The sequence below is a fragment of the Xanthomonas sp. MUS 060 genome (assembly GCF_000963215.1).
Lineage (GTDB): Bacteria > Pseudomonadota > Gammaproteobacteria > Xanthomonadales > Xanthomonadaceae > Xanthomonas_A.
The window spans coordinates 384,383-408,441 of record NZ_JZIM01000001.1; the positions used below are offsets into that span (position 1 = coordinate 384,383).

Below are 24,059 nucleotides of genomic sequence, written 5' to 3' on the forward strand. Positions count from 1 at the left end.
CGCGCGCCGTATGCGCGGTGATGTGCCATCTGCCTGCGGTGTTGCCGTTGCCCGCTGGCGCGAATGCCGCTTCGCATGACCTATGGCATGGCACGTGGTGCTGGCGTAGGCATAGGATCGTCGTTTTCCCGTCCGTTATCGTTCCCCCCCCCCGGAGTCTCCATGAACAAGTCCATCCCCTGGATGGTGCCCTTGCTCCCGTCCGTTATCGTTCCCCCCCCCCGGAGTCTCCATGAACAAGTCCATCCCCTGGATGGTGCCCTTGCTGTTGTCTGCCGCCGCCGCGTTCCAGGCTGCGGCCCAGACCGCACCACCGCGCGACGTGCCATTCGCCGGTACGTTGAAGATCGATGTCGATGCCACCGATCTGCCGCACCGCATCTTTCGCGTGCGCACCACTATCCCGGCCACGCCAGGGCCGCTGACCTTGCTGTATCCGCAGTGGATTCCCGGGAATCATTCGCCGACCGGGCCGATCGACAAACTGGCCGGATTGGTCATCAAGGCCAACGGCAAGGTGTTGCCGTGGACCCGTGACCAGTTCGATGTGTACGCGTTCAAGATCGAGGTGCCGGCGGGCGTCACCGAGATCGTCGCCGAGTATCAGTTCCTGTCCTCGCAGGGCAACCGCGAGGGCCGGGTGATGATGACACCGGAGATGCTCAACCTGCAGTGGAACACCACCGCGCTGTATCCGGCTGGCGTGTACGCGCGCAACATCATGACCCAGGCCAGCGTGACCTTGCCCTCGGGCTGGAGCTACGCCACTGCGTTGGAGACGGCCACCCGTTCGGGCGATACGGTGACGTTCAAGCCGATCAATTTGGAGGATCTGGTCGATTCGCCGATGTACGCCGGCAAGTACTACAAGCGCATCGTGCTGGATGCCAAGAGCAAGGCGCCGGTGGCGCTGAACGTGTTCGCCGACAAGCCCAAGGCGCTGGAGGTCAAGCCTGAGCAGGTCAAGGCGCATGCGGAGCTGGTGCAGCAGATGGACAAGCTATACGGCGCACGCCATTTCGACCACTATGAATTCCTGCTGGCATTGACGGAAAAACTGGGCGGTATCGGCCTGGAACACCACCGTTCCAGCGAGAACAGTGGGCCGCTGGATTATTTCACCGAGTGGAACCAGAGCTGGCAAATGCTCTGCCGCCGCCGCGTTCCAGGCTGCGGCCCAGACCGCACCACCGCGCGACGTGCCATTCGCCGGTACGTTGAAGATCGATGTCGATGCCACCGATCTGCCGCACCGCATCTTTCGCGTGCGCACCACTATCCCGGCCACGCCAGGGCCGCTGACCTTGCTGTATCCGCAGTGGATTCCCGGGAATCATTCGCCGACCGGGCCGATCGACAAACTGGCCGGATTGGTCATCAAGGCCAACGGCAAGGTGTTGCCGTGGACCCGTGACCAGTTCGATGTGTACGCGTTCAAGATCGAGGTGCCGGCGGGCGTCACCGAGATCGTCGCCGAGTATCAGTTCCTGTCCTCGCAGGGCAACCGCGAGGGCCGGGTGATGATGACACCGGAGATGCTCAACCTGCAGTGGAACACCACCGCGCTGTATCCGGCTGGCGTGTACGCGCGCAACATCATGACCCAGGCCAGCGTGACCTTGCCCTCGGGCTGGAGCTACGCCACTGCGTTGGAGACGGCCACCCGTTCGGGCGATACGGTGACGTTCAAGCCGATCAATTTGGAGGATCTGGTCGATTCGCCGATGTACGCCGGCAAGTACTACAAGCGCATCGTGCTGGATGCCAAGAGCAAGGCGCCGGTGGCGCTGAACGTGTTCGCCGACAAGCCCAAGGCGCTGGAGGTCAAGCCTGAGCAGGTCAAGGCGCATGCGGAGCTGGTGCAGCAGATGGACAAGCTATACGGCGCACGCCATTTCGACCACTATGAATTCCTGCTGGCATTGACGGAAAAACTGGGCGGTATCGGCCTGGAACACCACCGTTCCAGCGAGAACAGTGGGCCGCTGGATTATTTCACCGAGTGGAACCAGAGCTGGCAAATGCGTGATCTGCTGGCGCACGAGTTCAACCATTCCTGGAATGGCAAGTATCGCCGTGGCGTGGACATTGCCACGCCGAACTTCAACGTGCCGATGGGCGACAGCCTGTTGTGGATGTACGAGGGCCAGACTCAGTTCTGGGGGCATGTGATCGCGGCGCGCTCGGGGTTGTGGACGCAGACGCAAGCGCGCGACACCCTCGCCAACGTTGCCGCGAGCTATCAACGCGGCCATCCTGGCTTGGTCTGGCGCGCGCTGCAGGACACCACCAACGACCCGACCCTGTCGCTGCGCCGACCGCGCGCCTATCGCAGTTATCAGTTGAGCGAGGACTACTATTCGGGTGGGCAAATGATGTGGCTGGAGGTCGATGCGAAGCTGCGCGAACTCAGTGGTGACAAGCGCTCGCTGGATGATTTCGCCAAGGCATTCTTTGGGATGCACGACGGTGCCTGGGACGTCAATACCTACACCTTTGACGATATCGTTGTCGCGCTCAACGGCGTCGCCAAATACGATTGGGCCAGCTTCCTGCGCAGCCATCTTGACGGTCACGGTTCGCTGGTCGGCGGTATCGAGGCCAGTGGTTGGAAACTCGTCTACACCGACAAGCCGAACGAGTCTAGCAAGAGCGCCGAGTCGCGTGACAAGGGCCTCAACCTCACCTATTCGTTGGGCCTGTATCTGGACGATCAGGGCTGGGTGGAGGAAGTGCTGTGGGATAGCCCGGCGTTCGCGGCTGGCATCATCGACGGTAACCGCATCGTCGCGGTCGGCGGCCACGAGTACAGTGCCGAAGCGCTCAAGCAGGCGATCACCGCGGCCAAGGACGCTGGCGCGCCGCTGGAGCTGCTGGTCAAGCGTGGCGACCGCTACGACACGTTGCGTCTGGATTACCACGGCGGCTTGTTGTATCCGCATCTGGAACGCATCGCTGGCAAGCCGGATCGTTTGAGCGAGCTGTACAAGGCGCGCTGATGATGACGCGCGTCTGCCGATGCCACGCGCGCTGAGTGCGGCATCGGCGCGCGCCACTCGTCGCTGCGTCGTGGTGGCTGGACGATGTCATCGTGTGTGCGTGGCATCGCCGGGTGTATGCGAGACATCGCGGTCGTGGCGCCTGTAGAACGTTGCATGTTGATCTGCTGGCGCACGAGTTCAACCATTCCTGGAATGGCAAGTATCGCCGTGGCGTGGACATTGCCACGCCGAACTTCAACGTGCCGATGGGCGACAGCCTGTTGTGGATGTACGAGGGCCAGACTCAGTTCTGGGGGCATGTGATCGCGGCGCGCTCGGGGTTGTGGACGCAGACGCAAGCGCGCGACACCCTCGCCAACGTTGCCGCGAGCTATCAACGCGGCCATCCTGGCTTGGTCTGGCGCGCGCTGCAGGACACCACCAACGACCCGACCCTGTCGCTGCGCCGACCGCGCGCCTATCGCAGTTATCAGTTGAGCGAGGACTACTATTCGGGTGGGCAAATGATGTGGCTGGAGGTCGATGCGAAGCTGCGCGAACTCAGTGGTGACAAGCGCTCGCTGGATGATTTCGCCAAGGCATTCTTTGGGATGCACGACGGTGCCTGGGACGTCAATACCTACACCTTTGACGATATCGTTGTCGCGCTCAACGGCGTCGCCAAATACGATTGGGCCAGCTTCCTGCGCAGCCATCTTGACGGTCACGGTTCGCTGGTCGGCGGTATCGAGGCCAGTGGTTGGAAACTCGTCTACACCGACAAGCCGAACGAGTCTAGCAAGAGCGCCGAGTCGCGTGACAAGGGCCTCAACCTCACCTATTCGTTGGGCCTGTATCTGGACGATCAGGGCTGGGTGGAGGAAGTGCTGTGGGATAGCCCGGCGTTCGCGGCTGGCATCATCGACGGTAACCGCATCGTCGCGGTCGGCGGCCACGAGTACAGTGCCGAAGCGCTCAAGCAGGCGATCACCGCGGCCAAGGACGCTGGCGCGCCGCTGGAGCTGCTGGTCAAGCGTGGCGACCGCTACGACACGTTGCGTCTGGATTACCACGGCGGCTTGTTGTATCCGCATCTGGAACGCATCGCTGGCAAGCCGGATCGTTTGAGCGAGCTGTACAAGGCGCGCTGATGATGACGCGCGTCTGCCGATGCCACGCGCGCTGAGTGCGGCATCGGCGCGCGCCACTCGTCGCTGCGTCGTGGTGGCTGGACGATGTCATCGTGTGTGCGTGGCATCGCCGGGTGTATGCGAGACATCGCGGTCGTGGCGCCTGTAGAACGTTGCATGTATGCGAACGCTGCTGCCGTTCCCAGTATTGGATGGTTGGCAGCGCTTAGCTTCGCCAACAAAACGGCTGCGTCGCCGCCGCACGGGCGCGGGCAGTGCTCCGAATCCTCATGTGCCGCCTGTACGCTACGGTTTCTGTGCGCTGTCCGTACCTGCCCGACAGCGACTCGCGATGGATGTTCTATTAGCCACTCTTGGTGCAATAGTGTATTGCGTGCGACGCAATATGCGCATGCCTCACGCTGCGTGTCGTCCAATGCATGAACGTTGCAGTGGGTGCGAAGATTTTTTCGATAGTGTTGTGTCGCACATTTTCTTTGGTGCAGATGCGCAAAATTTATGCCGCCACCACGTAAGTCGATGTGGCGATGGATGGAATCTTTAATGGGCGCGCGCTCTAGTGTAGATGTCCCGTTTACACGGGCTCTCAATCCACTCACGTTCCCCTGTGCAGGCTCTTCCCCATGCAGTCGTCTTCTCATTCGCTAGCTTCCGATGCCAATGCTCTGGAGGCTTCCGATCCCTTGCCGCAAAGCGGCGAGAATTTCGATCCCGCGTTATTGTTCGGCAACCTCGACATGAACTTGCGCCAGCGTGCGCGCTATGTCGATACGCTGGTGCAGCAGGATCGCCAGCATGCGCGCATGCCGTATCACCGTGAAATCGTCTCTCCTGCCGATCGTCAAGTGATGGTGCTGAATCGCGATACCGGCAATGTGCAGCCCATGCTGATGTTCGGTTCCAATAACTATCTTGGCTTGGCCAACCATCCGCATGTGCGCGAGCGGGTGACCCGCGCCATCGCAAGATACGGCACCGGCATTGGCGGGCCGCCGTTTCTCAATGGATATCTCGGCATCACCCGCGAACTGGAACAGCGTCTGGCGGCGCACAAAGGCCAGGAAGACGCGATGATCTTCTCCAGCGGATTTTCCGCCAACCTGGCGTTGCCGGGCGCATTGATGCGCGAAGGTGATCGGATGTACTACGACGAATATTCGCATGCGTCGTGGTTCGATGGCTTGAAGTTGGCCGGTGTCAGTGCGCGTCGCTTCCCGCACAACGATCTACAGCGGCTTTCGCACTGGCTGGGTCAGCATGATGGCAACGGCCGTGACGTGTTCGTCGCCGTGGAGGGCGTGTATTCGATGGATGGCGACCTGGCGCCGCTGGATCAGTTGGTGACGCTGTGCAAGCGCCATTCGGCCATGCTGGTGGTCGACGATGCGCACGGCACCGGTGTGCTCGGCGCACATGGTGGTGGCAGCGGCGAGCACTTCGGCGTGGCGAAAGAGATCGACGTGCTGATGGGGACCTTCAGCAAGACGCTGGCGGTCAATGGTGGCTTCGTCTGCGGCTCGCGTCCGTTGATCGAATATCTGCGTTGGATCTCGCGTTCGTACATGTTCTCCGCTGCGTTGCCTCCGGCCACCATCGCTGCGGTGCATGGCGCATTGGACGTGATCGAAAGCGAGCCCGAGCGCATGCGCCAGTTGCATGCCAATGCCGCTTCGCTGTGCGCGCGGCTCAACGCCTTGCCCTGGGGTTTGAATGTGTCCACACCCTCGGCGATTTTGATGGTGCATACCCCGGCGGATATGGATGCCAAGGCGGCGGCGATGCGCTTGCATCAGCTGGGTATCTTCGTCAATCCAGTGCATTTCCCCGCAGTGCCGCGTGGACAGGAGCGCTTGCGGATCAGTGTGATGTCCACGCACACCTCGGAAGATCTGCAGTGTCTGGCCGACTGTATCGACCAGGTTTGGGACGAACACGCGCGCGGCGACGCGCGGCTTCGCCAGGCTGCCTGACCGGCGCCGCAGCGCGCTTGCCGGTCTCGCTTGGCGAGACGCGCTGCGGTTACAGTGGCACATCCCGTCGTTGTCCGGATGTGCCATGGTCAAGAGTATCGTCAGTAAAGCCAGAACCGCATACGTCTGTGGCGAATGCGGTGCCGACTACACCAAATGGCAAGGCCAGTGCGCCGAGTGCGGTGCATGGAATACGCTGAGCGAAGTCGTGCTGGAGCGCGCGTCCGCCGCGAGCGTCCCCGCTGTTGCGCGTCGCGACGGCTGGGCCGGCAAGGTCGAAACGCCGAAAATCACCGCGCTCAAGGATGTGGAACAACGCGACCAAGCTCGCGTGTCCACTGGCATTGGTGAGTTCGACCGGGTACTCGGCGGTGGCTTGGTCGAAGGTGCGGTGGTGCTGATCGGCGGCGATCCGGGCATCGGCAAGTCCACCTTGTTGTTGCAGGCGCTGGCAAAGATGGCCGGCTCCTTGCCGGTGCTGTACGTGACCGGCGAGGAATCGCTGGCGCAGGTGGCCGGGCGCGCGGTGCGTCTGGACCTGCCGCTGGACGGACTCAACGCCTTGGCCGAGACCGGTATCGAACATATCCTGCAGCATGCCAGCGCCGCGCGGCCGAAGCTGATGGTGGCAGATTCGGTGCAGACCCTGTGGACCGAGGCACTGAGCGCTGCGCCTGGGTCGGTCAGCCAAGTGCGTGAGAGCGCGGCGCGATTGGTGCGCTATGCCAAGGAGACCGGCACCGCGGTATTTTTGGTCGGCCACGTCACCAAGGAAGGCGGCATTGCCGGTCCGCGCGTGCTCGAACACATGGTCGATGCGGTGTTGTACTTCGAGGGCGAGAGCGGCAGCCGCTTCCGCCTCTTGCGCGCATTCAAGAACCGCTTCGGAGCGGTCAACGAACTGGGCGTGTTCGCGATGGGCGAGAAGGGGCTGAAGGAAGTCTCCAATCCATCGGCGATCTTTCTCTCCGGCGGCAGCGCGCACCAGCCTGGCAGTTGCGTGATGGTCACGCGCGAAGGCACGCGTCCGTTGATGGTGGAAGTGCAGGCGTTGGTGGATACCTCGCCGTTGTCCAACCCGCGTCGGGTTGCGGTGGGCCTGGAGCAGAACCGATTGGCGATGCTGCTGGCGGTGCTGCATCGACACGGCGGCATCGTGGTCGGCGATCAGGATGTGTTCGTCAACGTGGTCGGTGGCATTCGCGTGCAGGAGACCGCCGCCGATCTGCCGGTGCTGCTGGCGGTGCTGTCCTCGTTGCGTGATCGGCCATTGGCCGAGAAGACCATCGCCTTCGGCGAGGTCGGCCTGTCCGGCGAGATCCGCCCGGTGCCCAACGGCGAGGATCGGCTGCGCGAGGCGGCCACGCACGGATTCAAGCGCGCCATCGTGTCCAAGGCCAATGCGCCCAAGATCGGCACGGTCAAGGGCATGGAGGTGATCGCGGTGGAGCGGCTGGCGCAGGCGCTGGAGGCGGCGAGCGCGTAGCGGCATGCGCTGCTGCACGCAGTGGTGAAGTGTCCAGTGGCATCGTGGACTGATGAGCAAGGTCGATCAACGTTGACGCGCTATTTTCTTGTGATCAGGCACCATGCAAGCACACGGCGGCCAATGAGTAAACGATGAAGCCCGGTAATGCAGCCAGAGAGCAATGGTGCTTGACGCGCGGCGTTCGCACACCGTTCGTGCTGCTTTATCTTCATGGGTTCTCGGCCAGTCCCGGCGATGCCGGCGATCTGCCGGAGCAGATGGCGCAGGCGCTGGGAGCCAATCTGTATGTCCACCGCTGGCCGGGGCACGGCGAAGCGACACCAAACGCGATGCAAGGGCTTAGCCGTGGAGGCCTGGAGGCCTCGGCGCTGGAGGCTTTGGATCGGGCCTGCGCGATGGGCGATGTCGTTGCGATCATTGGCTCCTCTCTCGGTGCCACGCTGGGGCTCTGGCTTGCTGCCACGCGGCCTGCGGATGTTGGTGCCGTCGTTGCGTGGTCGCCCGCTGTGCAGGCCGTCGACCCTGCGTTATTGGACCAGTTGTGCGCGGCGACCGAGCCGTGGCAGGTGCCCGGAGAGCGTTCGCCCGCCGTCCAAGCCTACTGGTCGCAGTGGATACATCCCGATGGCTTCCACGCGCTACGCGAGACGTTGAGTGGGAATGCGGCCTGTCCGCCTTGGTCCAGGGTGAAATGCCCGGTGTTCCTGGGCTACTACCGTGATGCGACTGGAGCGGAAGATCGCACGGCATCCGTGCCTGCGATGTTGTCCATGTTCGATGCACTGGGAACGCCCCCGCAGCACAAACGCGCACAGCCGTTCGCTGCCGCTGCCCATGCCATCGGCTCGCCGTACAAATCGCAGCTTGCTGGTGTGGTGGCGGCGGCTTCGGTCCAGTTTTTGAAGGACATGCTGCCTTGCGCGGCTCAAGCCAGCGCCGGCTAAGCCAACGGCAGAAAATCGCGGATGCCGAGCAGGCTGTGGTGGGGCGATGCGACGGCGCAGGGCAGCCCGCTGAACTCATGCTGCTGCGGTGACGCGCAGTTGCGTTCGATTGTACGTGGTGGGCTGCGCCGCTCGATGTTGCCGTCAGCAGCGCACAGCGACACGTCGCAGGCGCAGCCAAAACCACTCGTTGGATTGGGGAGTCCAGCGGCTCAATGCGAATCGCGCGCGACCTCCGCGCCGCTGCCGCCGACCAGAAAATCCAGGTCCGCACCCAGATGTGCTTGTTGCACGTGCTCCACGTACAGCTTGCTCCAGCCGCGCGTCGGGGCGGGCAACGGGGTCCATTCGCTGCGTCGGCGCAGCAGTTCCTCGTCGCTCACTTCCAGATGCAGCGAGCGGCCGGGGACGTCGAGTTCGATGATGTCGCCGTCGCGCACCAGCGCCAACGTGCCGCCGGTGGCGGCCTCGGGTGAGGCATGCAGAACCACGGTGCCGTAGGCGGTGCCGCTCATGCGTGCGTCGGAGATGCGCACCATGTCGGTGATGCCGGCGCGCAGCAGTTTCGGCGGCAGCGGCATGTTGCCGACCTCGGCCATGCCGGGGTAGCCGCGCGGGCCGCAATTTTTCAACACCATGATGCTGTCGGCGTCGATGTCGAGCGCTTCGTCGTCGATGCGCGCCTTCATGTCTTCGATGCTTTCGAACACCACCGCGCGGCCACGGTGCCGCAACAGATGCGATGAGGCGGCGGAGGGTTTGATGACCGCGCCGTCCGGGGCCAGATTGCCGCGCAGTACGGCGATGCCGGCCTGCTCGCGGAATGGCGTGTCGATGGCGTGGATCACCGCGCGGTTCCAGCACGTTGCCTGCGCCACGTTCTCGCCCAGGGTGCGGCCGTTGACGGTGCGCGCCTCCAGGTCCAGTTCGCTGCCGAGTTCGCGCATCACCGCCGGCAATCCGCCTGCGTAGTAGAAATCCTCCATCAGATGGTCGCCCGATGGCTTCAAGTTGACCAGGCACGGCAGGCGCGAGCCCAGTTGGTCCCAGTCGTCCAGGCTCAGCGGCACGCCGATGCGACCGGCGAGGGCAAGCAGGTGGAGCACGGCATTGGTGGAACCGCCGATGGCGGCGTTGACCTTGATCGCGTTGGCGAATGCCTGCCGGGTCAGGATCTGCGACATGCACAGGTCTTCTTCCACCATCTGCACGATGCGCCGGCCACTGAGCCGTGCCAGCCGCGCGCGGCGCGCATCCACGGCCGGGATGGCGGCGTTCTCCGGCAGCGACATGCCCAGTGCCTCGACCATGCTGGCCATGGTCGACGCGGTGCCCATGGTCATGCAGCTGCCTTTGGAGCGCTGCATGCAGGCTTCGGCCTCGACGAACTCCTCCTGCGCCAGGGTGCCGGCGCGGACCATCTCCGACATCTGGATCACCCCGGTGCCCGAGCCCAGCGGCTGTCCGCGCCAGTTGCCCGACAGCGAGGGGCCACCGGACACGCCGATGGTCGGCAGATCGACACTGGCCGCTCCCATCAGCAGCGACGGTGTGGTCTTGTCGCAGCCCATCAACAGCACCACGCCATCGAGCGGATTGGCGCGGATCGATTCCTCCACGTCCATGCTGGCCAGGTTACGGAACAGCATCGCGGTCGGCCGCATCTGCGTCTCGCCCAGCGACATCACCGGGAATTCCAGCGGAAATCCACCGGCCTCGTAGACGCCGCGTTTGACGTGTTCGGCCAGTTCGCGCAAATGGCCGTTGCACGGCGTCAGTTCCGACCAGGTATTGCAGATGCCGATCACCGGGCGGCCATCGAACATGTCGTGCGGGTGGCCAGCGCTCTTGAGCCAACTGCGGTAGTAGAAGCCTTGCTTGCCTTCGCGTCCGAACCACGCCTGGCTGCGGCGCGGTGGTTTGCTGGATGAGCTCATGCTGGCGTTCCTCGTGTCCGGGTCGCCGGGGTCACGCCTGTGCGCAAGCCGCCCCCGGATGCTTTACGCAAGCGATGCTAGCGGGCATATTGATACATGAAAAATAACAAATATCTGTTTAGCGATATTTGTTTTTGCATGCGGGAATCCCACTCCACCCAGAGCAAAACGGCATGGACAATTCGGCAAATGCAGCGTCTTCTTCCAGTGGTCAGGCAATGTACGGCAGTTTGCGCGGACGTCGGGTGTTCATCACCGGCGGCGGCTCGGGGATTGGCGCGGCGCTGGTCGAAGCCTTCGCTGTGCAGGGCGCGCAGGTGGCGTTCGTCGATGTCGCCGCCGAGGCCAGCGCGGCATTGGTCGAACGTCTGGCTGGCGCAGGCTTGGTGAAGCCGTGGTGGCGCCGTTGCGACGTCACCGACGTGGTGGCGTTGCAAGCGGCAATCGGCGAGGCGGCGGCCGAGCTGGGCGATTTCCATGTGCTGCTCAACAATGTCGGCAGTGACGACCGCCACGCCCTGGACGCGGTGACTCCGGCGTACTGGGAGCGTTGCGTGGCGATCAACCAGCGTGCCGCGTTCTTCGCCATCCAGGCGGTGGTGCCGGGCATGCGTCGGCTGGGTGGCGGCGCCATCGTCAACCTCGGTTCCACCGGTTGGCAGACCAAGACCGGCGGATATGTCGTGTACGCCACCGCCAAGTCGTCGGTGAATGGGCTCACCCGTGGCCTGGCGCGCGAACTGGGCGCGGCGCGGATCCGCATCAACGTGCTCACGCCTGGTTGGGTGATGACCGAACGCCAGGTCACGCTGTGGCTGGACGAGGCCGGCGAACGTGAGCTGGCCCGCAACCAGTGTTTGCCCGATAAAGTGATGCCGGAAGACATTGCGCGCATGGCGCTGTTTCTTGCCTCCGACGAGGCGCGTGCGATCACCGCGCAGGAGTTCGTGGTGGATGCAGGTTGGACGTGATGCGTACACCCTGCGTGCGCGGGTGCGAGTTCGACTGACCACGGTTGTCGTCGCAGGGACGCCAGTCCGACAGCATCTCAGTGCCGTGGCGGGTTCTTGAATGTGTGTGTTTGCGGCGACCAGCCGCGTTGCGATAGCAAGCGCGCAGGGATGCGCTGGAGCTGTGCATCGTCCTTGCGTAGCGGCGCGGGTGTCATCCCTGGGGGAGCGGCTCGGTGTCTGGCATGCTCGCGCCATACACGCTGGCGGCGGCGTCCTGCAGGGCTTGCAGCATGATCCGCGCGCCGGGTGAGAGCAGCCAGTCCCTGCGGGTGATGATGCCGAACGCATCCATGCGGCAGGACAGCTCCACCGGCACGAGTGCCACGCTGCCGTGGTCGGCGAAATGCCGGGCGATGTCCACCGGCACGACTGCGACATGATCGCTGTGCCGCAGTAATTGCGGCAGCACCGCCAGCGCGGAGGTTTCCAGTACGCGTTTGGGCGCTTCCAGCCCGGCGTTCTGGAACATCAGCTCGAAGCGGTGGCGCAACACGCTGCCGTCCGGTGGCACGATCCAGGCGGCATCGGCCAGCCCACGCAGCGACGGTGGTGGGCCTGCCAGCAGCGGATGCCCGGGACGGACGATGGCGCAGATGTGCTCCTCGGCCAGCGCCTGATAGTGCAGATGACGCTTGTCGTGACGTGCCAACAGTCGCGCGACCACGATGTCGAGCTTGTTCTGCGTCAGTTGTTCCAGCAGCACGTCGCTGCCGTCCACGCGCAATGCCACGCGCAGTAATGGATGTTGCGCGCCGAGCTGGGCCAGTGCCGTGGGCAGCAGGCTCATCGCCGGGCCGGCGATCGCACCGACGCTGACGTTGCCGGCATAGCCGGCTCTCAGCGCCTCGATCTCGGCGCCGGCCTCGTTGAGACTGGCCAGGGCGATGCGCGCGTGGCGGATCAGCGTCTCCCCGTACCAGGTCGCGCGCATCCCGCGCGGCAGGCGGTCGAACAGGCTGACGGCCAGCATGTCCTCCAGATCCTTCAACAGCTTGGAGGCGGCCGGTTGCGACATGTTCAATGTCTCGGCGGCACGATGGATGTTGCCTGCTTCCTCGATGGCCAGCAGCAGCATCAGTTGCCGGGTCTTGAGGCGGGCGCGGACGAACCAGGGCGTGGTGGCGGACATGATGCACTGAAGTATACGAATGTTCGTATAAGTTAAGCCAAAACCGATATTTGTTGCATATAGGTCATCCGGCCAGAATGAACGCGCACCTCGCGCGGTGTGCGTTGCTGCGCCGCGCGAGGTTTCCCCCGTATTTCCACAGGCGACCGATTCATGCGATTGATCCAGTTGCGCGAGGCCTCCGGCGTGACCGCTGTAGGCGTTGTTGAAGCCGAAGGCACCCGGGTGCGAGTGCTGCGCGAGGTCGCCTCGACCTACGCCCTGGCCAATGCGGCGCTGGCTGCTGGTTGCAGTCTGGATGAGCAAGCCATGGGCCTGCGTAGCGAGCGTGTGCTGGATTACGCCGAGTTGCTGGCGAACGGCCAGGTCTTGTCGCCGTTGACCCATCCAGACCCGGCGCACTGCCGCGTCACCGGTACTGGCCTGACCCATCTGGGCAGCGCCGCCACCCGCGATGCCATGCACCAGAATCTGCAGCAGCAGGCCGATGCCGGCACGCTTACCGATTCGATGAAGATCTTCCAGCTTGGCGTGGAAGGGGGCATCCCGCGCGACGGCCGCCCCGGCGCGCAGCCGGAGTGGTTTTACAAGGGCGATGGCAGCATTCTGGTGGCTCCTGGCGCGGCGCTGCCGTCGCCGGATTTCGCCCTGGATGGCGGCGAGGAGCCGGAATTGGTCGGCTTGTACGTGATCGCTGCCGACGGCGTGCCATATCGGCTCGGCTTCGCACTGGGCAACGAATTTTCCGATCACGTCACCGAGCGGCAGAACTATCTGTATCTGGCCCATTCCAAGTTGCGCGCCTGCGCGGTGGGGCCGGAACTGCGCAGTGGCGAGTTGCCGCGCGACCTGCGCGGCAGCAGCCGCATCCGTCGTGGCGATGCGGTGATCTGGGAGAAGCCCTTCGTCACCGGCGAAGCCAATATGTGCCATTCGCTGGCCAATCTCGAATACCACCATTTCAAGTACGCCGCGCACCGCGTGCCGGGCGATGTGCATCTGCACTTTTTCGGCACGGCCACGCTCAGTTTCGCCGACGGTGTGCAGGCGCAGCCGGGTGATCGTTTCGAGATCGAACTGCCGGCCTTGGGCGCGGCGTTGGTCAATCCGCTGCAGCGGGTTCACGCTGGATTCGACCTAGGTGGCGTGCGCGTGTTGTAGAGATCGATCCCATGCGCGCGCCGACCTGGAAGACCAGGCGGCCGCTGCGGTGCGAATGCCGCATGCGTTATCCGCGCGCCAACCAAGTGAGGAAGGGCTATGCAGAACTCGGGAATGCGTGCGGCGATGTTGGGGATGCTGGCAGTGCTGGGATTGGCGCTGGCTGGATGCTCCGGTGGCGGCAAGGAGGCGGGCAAGGCATCGGGGCAGGTCACGGTCGGCTTCAGTCAGGTGGGTGCCGAGAGCGAATGGCGCACCGCCAACACCACCTCGATCAAGCAGGCCATCGCTGATGCCGGAATGAAGTTGAAGTTCTCCGATGCGCAGCAGAAGCAGGAAAATCAGATCAAGGCGCTGCGCTCGTTCATCGCCCAGCGCGTGGACGTGATCGCGTTTTCGCCGGTGGTGGAATCGGGTTGGGAGACCGTGCTGCGCGAGGCCAAGGCCGCCAACATCCCGGTGGTGCTCACCGACCGTGCGGTGAAGGTGTCCGACGATAGTTTGTACGTCACCCTGATCGGCTCGGACTTCGTCGAGGAAGGGCGCAAGGCCGCGCGCTGGTTGCTGCAACAGTCGCCGCTGAAGGATGGCAATCAGCCCGTGCGCATCGTCGAATTGCAGGGCACGGTGGGGTCGGCGCCGGCGATTGACCGCATGCGCGGTTTCAAGGAAATCATCGCCGGTAATCCGCGCTTCCAGGTGGTGCGCTCGCAAAGTGGCGACTTCACCCGGGCCAAGGGCAAGGAGGTGATGGAAGCGTTCCTGAAGGCCGAAGGCCGCCACATCGACGTGGTGTACGCACATAACGACGACATGGCGATCGGTGCGATCCAGGCCATCGAAGAGGCGGGATTGAAGCCCGGCAAGGACATCCTGGTGATCTCCATCGATGGGGTGAAGGGCGCGTTCGAGGCGATGCAGGCCGGCAAGCTCAACGTCACCGTGGAGTGCAATCCGCTGCTTGGTCCGCAATTGGTGCAGGCGATACGCGACATCAAGGCTGGTAAGCCGCTGCCCAAGCGCATCGTGGTCCAGGAGGCGGTGTACACCCAGGCGCAGGCCGCGGCCGAACTGCCCAAGCGCAAATACTGACGGACGCGCGCATGAATCCGCTCGTGCTGGAGGCGCAGGGCTTGAGCAAAGCCTATGCCGGCGTCGCTGCGCTGGAGGATGTGGCGTTGCGCCTGCGCGGCGGCGAGATCCATGCGCTGATGGGCCAGAACGGCGCCGGTAAATCGACCCTGATCAAGTTGTTGACCGGGGTGGTTGCCGCCGACGCGGGGCGCATCGCGCTCGATGGCGTGGCGATTGTGCCGGCCTCGCCGTTGCAGGCGCAGCGCTTGGGCATCAGCACCGTGTACCAGGAAGTGAATCTGTGCCCGAACCTGTCGGTGGCGGAGAATCTGTTCGCCGGCCGCTATCCAATGAAGGGCTGGCTGCGGCGGATCGATTGGCGCCGGGTCGAGCGCGATGCCGAAGTTTGCCTGCAGCGGCTGGGTGTCGCCATCGATGTGTGCCGGGCGTTGTCCGCGTATCCGGTGGCGGTGCAGCAGATGGTGGCGATCGCGCGCGCGGTGAGCGTCTCGGCGCGGGTGCTGATTCTCGACGAACCGACCTCCAGCCTCGACGAAGGCGAGGTCGCCGATTTATTCCGGGTGATGCGTGGGCTGCGCGCGCAAGGTATGGCGATTCTGTTCGTCACCCATTTTCTCGATCAGGTCTATGCGGTGTCCGACCGCATCAGCGTTTTGCGCAATGGTCGTCTGGTTGGCGAATACACCCCGGTGGAGCTGCCCGCGCCGCAACTGATCGCGGCGATGGTCGGGCGCGCGCTCGATCCAGCGGCGGCTGCGGCGGAGGCGGTCGCGGCGCCGCTGACCGAGCAGGGGCCTGCGCTGGTGCAGTTGCAGGGACTGGGCCGGCGCGGCCACCTGCATCCGACCGATCTGCACGTGCACCGTGGGCAGGTGCTGGGCTTGGCCGGTCTGCTGGGCGCTGGCCGCACCGAACTGGCCCGGCTGCTGTTTGGCCTGGATCGCGCCGAGTGCGGCCGCGTGCTCATCGATGGCCGTGCGGTGGCGTTGCGTGGTCCGCCCGATGCGATTGGTCATGGTTTTGCATTGTGTCCGGAAGAGCGCAAGACCGATGGCATCGTCGCTGAGCTGTCGGTGCGCGAGAACATCGTGTTGGCGCTGCAGGCACGTCGGGGGCTGCGTCGTTTCCTGGCCCCGGCGGAACAGCGGCGCATCGCCGAGCACTTCGTCGATGCGTTGGCGATCAAGACCGCCAGCGTGGAAACGCCGGTGGGCTTGTTGTCCGGCGGCAATCAGCAAAAAGTGGTGCTGGCGCGCTGGCTGGCGACGCAGCCACGTGTGTTGATCCTGGACGAGCCCACGCGCGGGATCGACATCGCGGCCAAGCAGGACATCATGACCCGCATTCTGGCGCTGGCGCGCGAGGGCATGGCGGTGGTGTTCATTTCCGCCGAGGTCGCGGAGATTGCGCGCATCGCCGACCGTATCGCGGTGCTGCGCGAGCGCCGCCTGGTCGGCGAACTGCCGGGTGGCTGCGGCGAGCGCGCGGTGTTCGATCTGATCGCGGGGAGTACGGTGGCATGAACACGCACAGCGTATCCGTTGTGCCCCCATGGCGATGGCTGGCGCGGCTGCGCACGCATCCGTTGTTCTGGCCGCTGGCGACGCTTGTCTTGTTGTTGCTCGGCAATGGCGTGTGGAATCCGGGTTTCCTGTCGTTGCAATGGCGCGATGGACATCTGTACGGCACCTTGATCGATATCGGCAACCGTGCCGCGCCGTTGGCGCTGGTGGCGTTGGGCATGACCTTGGTCATCGCGGTGCGTGGGCTGGATATCTCGGTCGGCGCGGTGGTGGCGATTGCCGCGATGGTGGCGGCCTGGACCATCGGTGGTGGCGAACACAGTCGTTTTCCGCTCTGGGTCGTGTTGCTGGCACCGCTGCTGGTCGCGGCGTTGTGTGGGCTGTGCAACGGGCTGCTGGTGGTCAAGATCGGCATGCAACCGATCATCGCCACGTTGATCCTGATGGTGGCCGGACGCGGCATCGCCCAGTTGATCGGCGATGGACAAATTTTGACCATCTACTATGCGCCTTACTTCTATCTCGGCAATGGATTTTTGTTCGGGTTGCCGTTCGCGCTGTTCGTGGTCGCGGTGCTTTTCCTGATTTTGCAGTGGTTGCTTGGACGCACCGCGTTGGGCTTGTTCGTGCGTGCCATCGGCCACAATCCGCGCGCGGCGCGCGTGGCCGGGGTCAGGGCGCGGCTGATTGCCGTGCTGTTGTACGTGTTTTGCGCGTTCAGCGCGGGCCTGGCCGGAGTGTTGATCAGTTCCAACGTCAAGAGTGCCGATGCCAACAATGCCGGGCAATTGATGGAACTCGACGCGATTCTCGCGGTGACGCTTGGCGGTACCTTGCTTGACGGTGGTCGCTTCAGCCTCGCGGGGAGCGTGATCGGTGCGCTGATCATCCAGACTCTGACCGCCACCATCTATGCGCTTGGCGTGCCGGCGCAGGTCACCATGTTGATCAAGGCGCTGCTGGTATTCGCGGTGATGCTGCTGCAGTCGCCACGGTTCCGCGCCAGTGTGCGCGCTTGGGTACGGCGACCGTCTGCCGGGGAGGCGCGATGAGCGCGCCCGCACCGCGCGCTGCCGTTCAAGGCATGCAGGATGGCATGCGCAGGGTCGCAGCGTGGCTGCATGGCGCGCGTCTGCCGTTGGCGATCACCGTGGTCCTGTTCGTGGCAATGCTCGGCGTCGGTGGCGTGCTCTACGATGGCTTTCTGTCGCCGCAGGTCCTGGCCAATCTGCTGATCGACAATGCCTTCCTGTGCGTTGTCGCGGTCGGCATGAGCCTGGTGATCCTCAGTGGTGGCATCGATTTGTCGGTGGGCGCGGTGCTGGCGTTCACCACGGTGGTGTCGGCGTCGCTGGTCGAACGCCACGGTTGGTCGCCGTTGGCGGTGATCCCACTGGTGTTGTTGATCGGCACCGCCTTCGGCGCGGGCATGGGCGTGCTGATCCAGCGTTACCGCCTGCAGCCGTTCGTGGTCACGCTGGCGGGCATGTTCCTGGCGCGTGGCGCCAGCTATCTGGTCAGCGTCGATTCCATTCCGATCACCAATACGCTGTACCGGGCGATCGCCCAGACGCGCGTGCCGGTTGCGGCTGGTGCCTCGCTGTCGGTCGGCGCGTTGATCGCGCTGGCGACGGTGGCGCTGGGCATGTGGTTGGCGCATTGCACGCGCTTCGGTCGTTGCGTGTATGCGTTGGGCGGCAGCGAGACCTCGGCGCGGCTGATGGGGTTGCCGGTGGACGCCACTCAGGTCCGGGTGTATGCCTTCAGCGGTTTTTGTTCTGCGTTGGCCGGGGTGGTATGCACGTTCTACATGCTGTCCGGTTACAGCCTGCATGCGTCTGGACTGGAACTGGATGCGATTGCCGCCGTGGTGATCGGCGGCACGCTGCTCGCCGGTGGCAGCGGCTACGTGATCGGTACGCTGTTCGGTGTGCTGATGCTGGGGGCGATCCAAACCCTGATCGTGTTCGACGGGACGCTCAGCTCGTGGTGGACACGGATCGCGATCGGCGCGCTGCTGTTGCTGTTCTGTTTGTTACAGCGCTTGTTGACCCGGCATGTGCCGGGTGCTGCGGCAGAGGGTTGAGCGTGTATTGCTAGATGTTGTTGCCGGCCACGGTCGATGTCGGGGTGTGCGTGCTGCCACGACGCATCGCCCAGTTGAACAGCGGCGTGGCCATCAGCGTGGAAGCAATCGCCATCAGTACCAGGATCGAGAACAGTCCCTGCTCGATGACCCCGGCTTGCAGGCCGATGTTGATGATGATCAGCTCCATCAGCCCGCGCGCGTTCATCAGTGCGCCGATGGCCATGGCGTCGCGGTTGTTCTCGCCGCTGGCGCGTGCGGCGGCCCAGCAGGCGATGCCCTTGCCCAGGAACGACGCCAGCAGGATCGCCACGCCGGCCAGCAGGAGTTGCGGATCCAGCAGTACGCTGAGTTGCGTCTTGAGTCCGGAGAAGGTGAAGAACATCGGGAGCAGGAACACCACCACGAACGGCTGCAGTTGCGCGCGTAATTTTTCGGTCAGCGCGCCCTTGGGCAGGCAGGCACCGAGCAGGAAACCGCCGAACACCGCGTGGATGCCGATGGCGTCCATCGCCCAGGCGCTCAGGCAGAACAGCATCAGCACCACCGCCAGCACGCTGGCGCTCAACGGCCGGTCGGGATGCACATGGTCGGCCAGCCGCCGCAAGCCATGGCGGCCCAAGAACATCATGAATACCGCATAGCCCACCCCACCGCCGATCGCCAGATAGGCGCTGCCCCAACTGCCGCCAAAACTCGCCAACACGATGGCGAGGATGCACCAAGCCGCCGCATCGTCGATCGCGCCGGCGGTCAGCGCCAGGGTGCCGAGCGAGCTGTCGGTGAGGCCGCGCTCGTGGATGATCCGCGCCAACATCGGGAATGCGGTGATGGCAATCGCCGCGCCCAGGAACAGCGATGCGTCCAGTCCTTTGGCCTTGGCCGAGAACAATGCTGGTATATGCAGCAACCATGGCACCAGCAGGAAGCCAAGCGCGAATGGCACGGCGATGCCGGCCAGCGATACGTGCATCGCGCCGCGGTAGCGCGCGCGGAAATGCGTGCCGCGAAAATCGGTGCCGACCAGAAACATATACAGACCCACGCCGAACTGTGCGGCCACGTACAGCGTATCCAGTGTCTGCTTGGGGAACAGCGCCTGCTGCAGCCCCGGCAGCGCCGCGCCGAACAGCGACGGTCCCAGGGTGACACCAGCGATCATCTCGCCGACCACTTGTGGTTGGCCCAGACGTTTGGCGAGCATGCCGACCAGCCGGCACGCCAGCAGGATGGCGGCGGCTTGCAGAAAGAAATACACCGACAACTGCGGGGTGGTCACGATGGCGTGGGTCCTGAATGGCTGCGCGGATGATAGGAGCGCAGTGTGAGGAAATCCACGCTTCCCCAGCGCCGCTGTGATCGCGGCCTGCCAGGTCTGCCGATTTTGCGCGACCGTCCATGGTGCTTGCGTCGTGTCGTCGCCATTGTCGCGAGCAGACTCTACAACCAAGGCGGCGCTATTTTGCGCATCGTCTCTGCGCACGACTGCGGCAGCGCGTGGCGCTGCCGCAACAGGCGATTACTGCAATTCCAGCATCACGATGGCCTTGGCTGGCAGCGTCACCTGCAGCGTGTCGCCGTGCACGTTGGCGCCAGCGAAGGTGGCGGGCTGTACCGCTTGCGGTTGCGCGAAACTGTTGAGCGACGTCATCGCCGGTGCGCTCAGAATACGGCCGCCGACGTGGTGTGTTTGCACGCCTTCCAGTCGGATCGCCACATCGGCGCTGTGGTTGGGATCCAGATTGGTCAGCGCCACGTAGACGTGTCCGTTCTTGGCGCGCACCGCTGAACCATGCACCGCTGGCACCGTGTAGCTGCCATGCTTGTAGTCGGGCGTCTGCAAATGCAGCGGCAATGCGGTCGCATCCTGGTACGGCTTGTACAGCGCGAACACATGGTAGGTGGGCGTCAGCAGCATCTTGTCGCCATCGGTCAGGATCATCGCCTGCAGCACGTTGATCATCTGCGCGATATTGGCCATGCGCACGCGGTCGGCATGGGCGACGAAGATGTCCAGGTTGAGCGAGGCCACCAGTGCGTCGCGCAGCGTGTTCTGCTGCCGCAGGAACCCTGGATTCACGTCTGGCAGGCCCTTGTACCAGGTGCCCCATTCGTCGACCACCAGCGCGATCTTTTTGTCCGGGTCGTACTTGTCCATGATCGCGCTGTGTTTGGCGATCAGTTCATCCATCGTCAGCGTGCGCGACAGCGTCTCGATCCATGCCGTCTCGTCGAAGGTGGTGGACGAGGCGCGCGGCGGCCAGCCGCCGGGGATGGTGTAGTAGTGCATGCTCAGGCCGTCCATGTATTTGCTGGCCTCGCGCATCATCACTTCGGTCCAGTGGTAGTCGTTGTCGCTCGGACCTGGCGCGATCTTGAGGATTTTCTGGTCGGCCGGCGACTTGACGAAGGTCTGGTAGCGACGGAACACGTCCGCCGCGTACTCGGCGCGCATGTTGCCGCCGCAGCCCCACAGCTCGTTGCCGACGCCGAAGAACGGCAGCTTCCAGGGCGTATCGCGGCCATTGTGGCGGCGCAATTCGGCCAGGGTCGAGTGCGTCGGTGCGGTCATGTATTCCACCCACTGCGCCATTTCGGCTGGCGCCGCATCGCCGACGTTGCCGGCCACGTAGGCCTGGGTGCCGAGCAGTTCGGTGAAGTCCATGAATTCGTGCGTGCCAAAGCTGTTCGGTTCTTCGACGCCGCCCCAATGGGTGTTGACGCTGGTCGGGCGCTGCTTGCGCGGGCCGATGCCATCGCGCCAGTGGTATTCGTCGGCAAAGCAGCCGCCAGGCCAGCGGATGGTGGGGACGTCCAGTGCCTTCAGCGCGGTCAGCACGTCGTTGCGATAGCCGTGGGTATTGGGAATCTTCGATTCCGGTCCGACCCACACCCCGCCATAGATGCCGTTGCCCAAATGTTCGGCGAACTGGCCAAACAGGTTGCGCGAGACGGTCGCGCCTGGATGGTCTGCGGCCAGCGTGCCATGCACTTGGACCGCGCCGGCCTGTGCCAGTCCGGTGCTCAGCGTCAGTGCCGCCAGGGCGGCCAGTGACAAGCGGGGCCGCCAATGCGTGGCGAGGTGGTGCAGCGAACGGATCGAGTGCATCGGAATCTCCTTATGCTGGCCAGCGCGGTATCGCGCGGGGGAAGGGTGGCGCGTAGACAGCGGACAGCGGCGTGCGCCAGCGTGTCGCTGACGCCATACCCATCGCGCAGCGCACACGTTTGAACCCCGAGCGTTGCAAGCACGCCACGCGCTGGCGTCACCGGTGCAGCGTGCAGCGTTGCATTCGCGTTCGCCTGACCGTGCGATGGGCGGTGCCGCTGTCCACGGCGGATCGAGCATAGAGGACCGCATGAGGCGGCGACCAATGCTTTAAATCGGTTCGCGTATAACCAGATTGCAATGCTGCGCTGCGGTGTGTTGCCGTCAGTGCTGTTGCGTGTCGCTGCGATGCTGTGTGGCGATGGCCGCCACGTGCCCGCCCTGGGTATGCTGCACGCTACGCTGGCGTGTGTGCCTGCGAACCTGGAGTCTGCATGTCATCGATTTTCGGCCATCTTCCCGACGGCACCGCCATTCATCGCCTCGTCCTGGACAGTGGGCAAGGCCTGCGTGCCGAACTGCTGACCTACGGCGGTCTGCTGCGCAGCTTGCGCCTTGACACCGCACGCGGCCCCGTCGAACTGGTGCTGGGGCTGCCGACCTTGCAGGCGTATCTGCACGATCCGGCGTATCTGGGCGTGCTGGTGGGGCGTTTCGGCAATCGCATCGCCGGTTCGGCGTTCACGCTCGATGGCCAGCGTTACATGCTCGCTGCCAACGAGGGGGTGAACCATTTGCACGGCGGCGCACTGGGTTTCGGGCGACGGGTGTGGACGGTCGTGGCGCAGTCCACGAGCGAACTACAAATGCGTTACGACTCGCCAGCCGGGGAGGAAGGCTATCCCGGGACGGTGCGGGTGGAAGCGGGAGTGCGTGTGCACGAGCATTGTCTGGAGTTGGAGTTCGTTGCGCAGACCGATGCGCCCACGCCGCTCAACCTCACCCATCATCCGTATTTCAACCTGGCTGGCGATCCCACCGTGGCCGCAGCGGCGCAGTGGCTGCGCGTACCTACCGAGGGCTACTTGCCTGTGTGCGATGCGGGCATGCTGCCGCGTGGCGAGATCGCTGGCGTTGCCGGCACGCCGTTCGATTTCCGCACGGCGCATGCCATTGCCGACAAGGAGATCGCCGCCGATCCGCAACTGCGTCTGAGCGGCGGTTACGATCATTGCCTGGTGCTGGCCGAGACGCGCGACTACACCGCACTGCTGTACTCGCCGCACAGTGGCGTGGCGATGCGTCTGGACAGTCCGATGCCGGCGCTGCAACTGTACGAAGGACAGGGGCTGGACCGGCAGCATCCGCACCTGGGACGCGGTATTTGTCTGGAACCGCAGGGCTATCCGGATGCACCGAACCAGCCTGGGTTCCCCGACACGATCCTGCGCCCTGGGCAGACCTATCGGCATCGCATCCGATACCACTTTGCCGAGGTCGGTACTGATGCCGACTGGGCGGCGGTGGAGGCGGCGCTAGCTCAGTGAGGCCGCGTGTCCGCGCGGTGAGCAGCCATTGCGACGACGATCTAGTGCGGTTGCCGTCGCAGTGCATGCCGTCTCTGCTGATTTGCATGGTGTCGGTGTCGCGGCTTGCGCGCGCGCACCAATATGCCTGCCTTGCCGCGCTTGTTCGGCGGCGCGCAGCGCTTACTGCACGTGGCCCAGGAGCACTTCGATCACGAACTTGCTGCCGAAGAACGACAGCAGCAGCAATAGCATCGCCACCAAGGTCCAATGCACCGCCTTGACTCCGCGCCAGCCGTAGCGCCAGCGGCCAAACAGCAGTGCGCCGAACACGATCCACGACAACACGCTGAGCACGGTCTTTTGCACGAGCCGTTGCGCCAGGAAATCCTGCACGAACAGCACCCCGGTCAACAGGGTCAGGCTGAGCAGGATGAAGCCGACCACGATCGTGCGGAACAACAGGGTTTCCAGTGCGGTCAGCGGCGGCAGCGCGCGCAACCAAGGATGGAAGTCGCGACGCCGCAGCGCGCGTTCCTGCAGCCACAGCATCGCCGCCAGCAGTGCGGCGATGCCCAGCGTGGCGTAGGCCAGCAACGCCAGCCAGGCGTGCAGTTGCAGTCGCCAATCCAGCAGTGGCGCCGGTGCGTGCCCATAGCCGTGGTAGGCCAGTAACAAGGATGCCGATAGAGGAAAGACCACCACGCCGAGCGCCGCCATGCGCCCACTGGCGCCGACCAGTGTGGTCATCAACGCCATGCCCAGGCTCACCAGCGACAGTGCGGCGAAGAAGTGCATGTCCGGGCCACCGGCGGTATGCAGTGCTACCTGCACGTGGTACGCGGCATGCAGAACCACCGCCGGCAATGCCGGCCACAGCCATGCGCGGCTGCGCTCCACCCGGTCGCGCACGACTGTAGCGACGAGCAGGCCGGTCGCGGTCAGGTAGGAGAGTGTGGCAACGAAGAGGAGAAGCATCGCCTCAGTTTCGCATATCGCGCCGCC

General features: G+C 64.3%; 16 protein-coding genes, 1 other RNA gene and 2 pseudogenes. 14 read left to right on the forward strand and 5 right to left on the reverse strand.

All coding sequences use genetic code 11. From position 1 onward, the window contains the following. Window positions 1–232: 232 nt before the first annotated feature. From XANALMUS060_RS01795 to XANALMUS060_RS01820, 7 genes and pseudogenes are all read left to right on the forward strand, one after another. Window positions 233–1,141 (forward strand): annotated as a pseudogene (locus tag XANALMUS060_RS01795) (tetratricopeptide repeat protein); the annotation flags it as partial. After that, window positions 1,116–2,999 (forward strand): tetratricopeptide repeat protein, encoded by a 1,884-nt coding sequence (locus XANALMUS060_RS01800; protein ID WP_235430318.1) that lies wholly within the window; start codon window positions 1,116–1,118, stop codon window positions 2,997–2,999. The pseudogene XANALMUS060_RS01795 and the gene XANALMUS060_RS01800, both read left to right, overlap by 26 nt. A gap of 161 nt (window positions 3,000–3,160) precedes the next feature. Then, a pseudogene (locus XANALMUS060_RS01805) lies at window positions 3,161–4,132 on the forward strand (peptidase M61); the annotation flags it as partial. A gap of 269 nt (window positions 4,133–4,401) precedes the next feature. Then, window positions 4,402–4,481: non-coding RNA, sX9 sRNA (locus XANALMUS060_RS18130), on the forward strand. Window positions 4,482–4,755: 274 nt separating this feature from the next. After that, a complete protein-coding gene (locus XANALMUS060_RS01810) occupies window positions 4,756–6,102 on the forward strand; it encodes a pyridoxal phosphate-dependent aminotransferase family protein (RefSeq protein WP_052688071.1) in 1,347 nt (448 codons plus the stop codon). Between the two features lie 85 nt (window positions 6,103–6,187). Further along, entirely contained in the window at window positions 6,188–7,588 is a 1,401-nt protein-coding gene (gene radA / locus XANALMUS060_RS01815) for a DNA repair protein RadA (RefSeq protein WP_045736880.1), read from the forward strand. A 134-nt stretch (window positions 7,589–7,722) separates the two neighbouring features. After that, window positions 7,723–8,535 carry an alpha/beta hydrolase-fold protein gene (locus XANALMUS060_RS01820; protein ID WP_045736881.1) on the forward strand — a complete coding sequence of 271 codons (813 nt, stop codon included), beginning with the start codon at window positions 7,723–7,725 and terminating at the stop codon, window positions 8,533–8,535. Between the two features lie 212 nt (window positions 8,536–8,747). Here the strand turns inward: XANALMUS060_RS01820 and XANALMUS060_RS01825 are convergent, their stop codons facing one another. After that, entirely contained in the window at window positions 8,748–10,472 is a 1,725-nt protein-coding gene (locus XANALMUS060_RS01825) for an IlvD/Edd family dehydratase (protein ID WP_045736882.1), read from the reverse strand. Window positions 10,473–10,645: 173 nt separating this feature from the next. On the opposite strand from XANALMUS060_RS01825, the gene XANALMUS060_RS01830 reads away from it, so the two are divergent. After that, complete coding sequence (locus tag XANALMUS060_RS01830; RefSeq protein WP_045727129.1) at window positions 10,646–11,443, forward strand: SDR family oxidoreductase; 798 nt, start codon at window positions 10,646–10,648, stop codon at window positions 11,441–11,443. Between the two features lie 193 nt (window positions 11,444–11,636). Here the strand turns inward: XANALMUS060_RS01830 and XANALMUS060_RS01835 are convergent, their stop codons facing one another. Beyond that, window positions 11,637–12,614: a LysR substrate-binding domain-containing protein gene (locus tag XANALMUS060_RS01835; protein ID WP_045736883.1), complete on the reverse strand. Its 978-nt coding sequence runs from the start codon at window positions 12,612–12,614 to the stop codon at window positions 11,637–11,639. A gap of 153 nt (window positions 12,615–12,767) precedes the next feature. Here XANALMUS060_RS01835 and araD1 point away from each other — a divergent pair, with 153 nt between their 5' ends. The 5 genes from araD1 (at window position 12,768) to yjfF (ending at window position 18,479) form a co-directional block, all read left to right on the forward strand. Beyond that, complete coding sequence (gene araD1 / locus XANALMUS060_RS01840) at window positions 12,768–13,775, forward strand: AraD1 family protein (protein WP_045736884.1); 1,008 nt, start codon at window positions 12,768–12,770, stop codon at window positions 13,773–13,775. A 99-nt stretch (window positions 13,776–13,874) separates the two neighbouring features. After that, window positions 13,875–14,867 (forward strand): ABC transporter substrate-binding protein, encoded by a 993-nt coding sequence (locus XANALMUS060_RS01845; RefSeq protein WP_235430299.1) that lies wholly within the window; start codon window positions 13,875–13,877, stop codon window positions 14,865–14,867. Window positions 14,868–14,878: 11 nt separating this feature from the next. Then, on the forward strand, window positions 14,879–16,393 hold the full coding sequence (locus XANALMUS060_RS01850) for a sugar ABC transporter ATP-binding protein (protein WP_200893990.1): 1,515 nt from the start codon (window positions 14,879–14,881) through the stop codon (window positions 16,391–16,393). Beyond that, window positions 16,390–17,445: an ABC transporter permease gene (locus XANALMUS060_RS01855; protein ID WP_045736886.1), complete on the forward strand. Its 1,056-nt coding sequence runs from the start codon at window positions 16,390–16,392 to the stop codon at window positions 17,443–17,445. Before XANALMUS060_RS01850 ends, XANALMUS060_RS01855 begins: the two co-directional genes overlap by 4 nt. Beyond that, entirely contained in the window at window positions 17,442–18,479 is a 1,038-nt protein-coding gene (yjfF, locus tag XANALMUS060_RS01860; RefSeq protein ID WP_045736887.1) for a galactofuranose ABC transporter, permease protein YjfF, read from the forward strand. Before XANALMUS060_RS01855 ends, yjfF begins: the two co-directional genes overlap by 4 nt. A gap of 10 nt (window positions 18,480–18,489) precedes the next feature. Here the strand turns inward: yjfF and XANALMUS060_RS01865 are convergent, their stop codons facing one another. After that, a complete protein-coding gene (locus tag XANALMUS060_RS01865; protein WP_045737090.1) occupies window positions 18,490–19,758 on the reverse strand; it encodes a cation:proton antiporter in 1,269 nt (422 codons plus the stop codon). Between the two features lie 240 nt (window positions 19,759–19,998). After that, window positions 19,999–21,588 (reverse strand): alpha-L-arabinofuranosidase C-terminal domain-containing protein, encoded by a 1,590-nt coding sequence (locus tag XANALMUS060_RS01870; RefSeq protein ID WP_082064789.1) that lies wholly within the window; start codon window positions 21,586–21,588, stop codon window positions 19,999–20,001. Between the two features lie 434 nt (window positions 21,589–22,022). Between XANALMUS060_RS01870 and XANALMUS060_RS01875 the strand changes: the two genes are divergently transcribed. Next, complete coding sequence (locus XANALMUS060_RS01875) at window positions 22,023–23,075, forward strand: aldose epimerase family protein (protein WP_045736888.1); 1,053 nt, start codon at window positions 22,023–22,025, stop codon at window positions 23,073–23,075. A 162-nt stretch (window positions 23,076–23,237) separates the two neighbouring features. On the opposite strand, the gene ccsA is transcribed toward XANALMUS060_RS01875, so the two are convergent. After that, window positions 23,238–24,032, reverse strand: a complete 795-nt coding sequence (gene ccsA / locus XANALMUS060_RS01880; protein ID WP_045727136.1) for a cytochrome c biogenesis protein CcsA — start codon at window positions 24,030–24,032, stop codon at window positions 23,238–23,240. Window positions 24,033–24,059 lie beyond the last annotated feature (27 nt).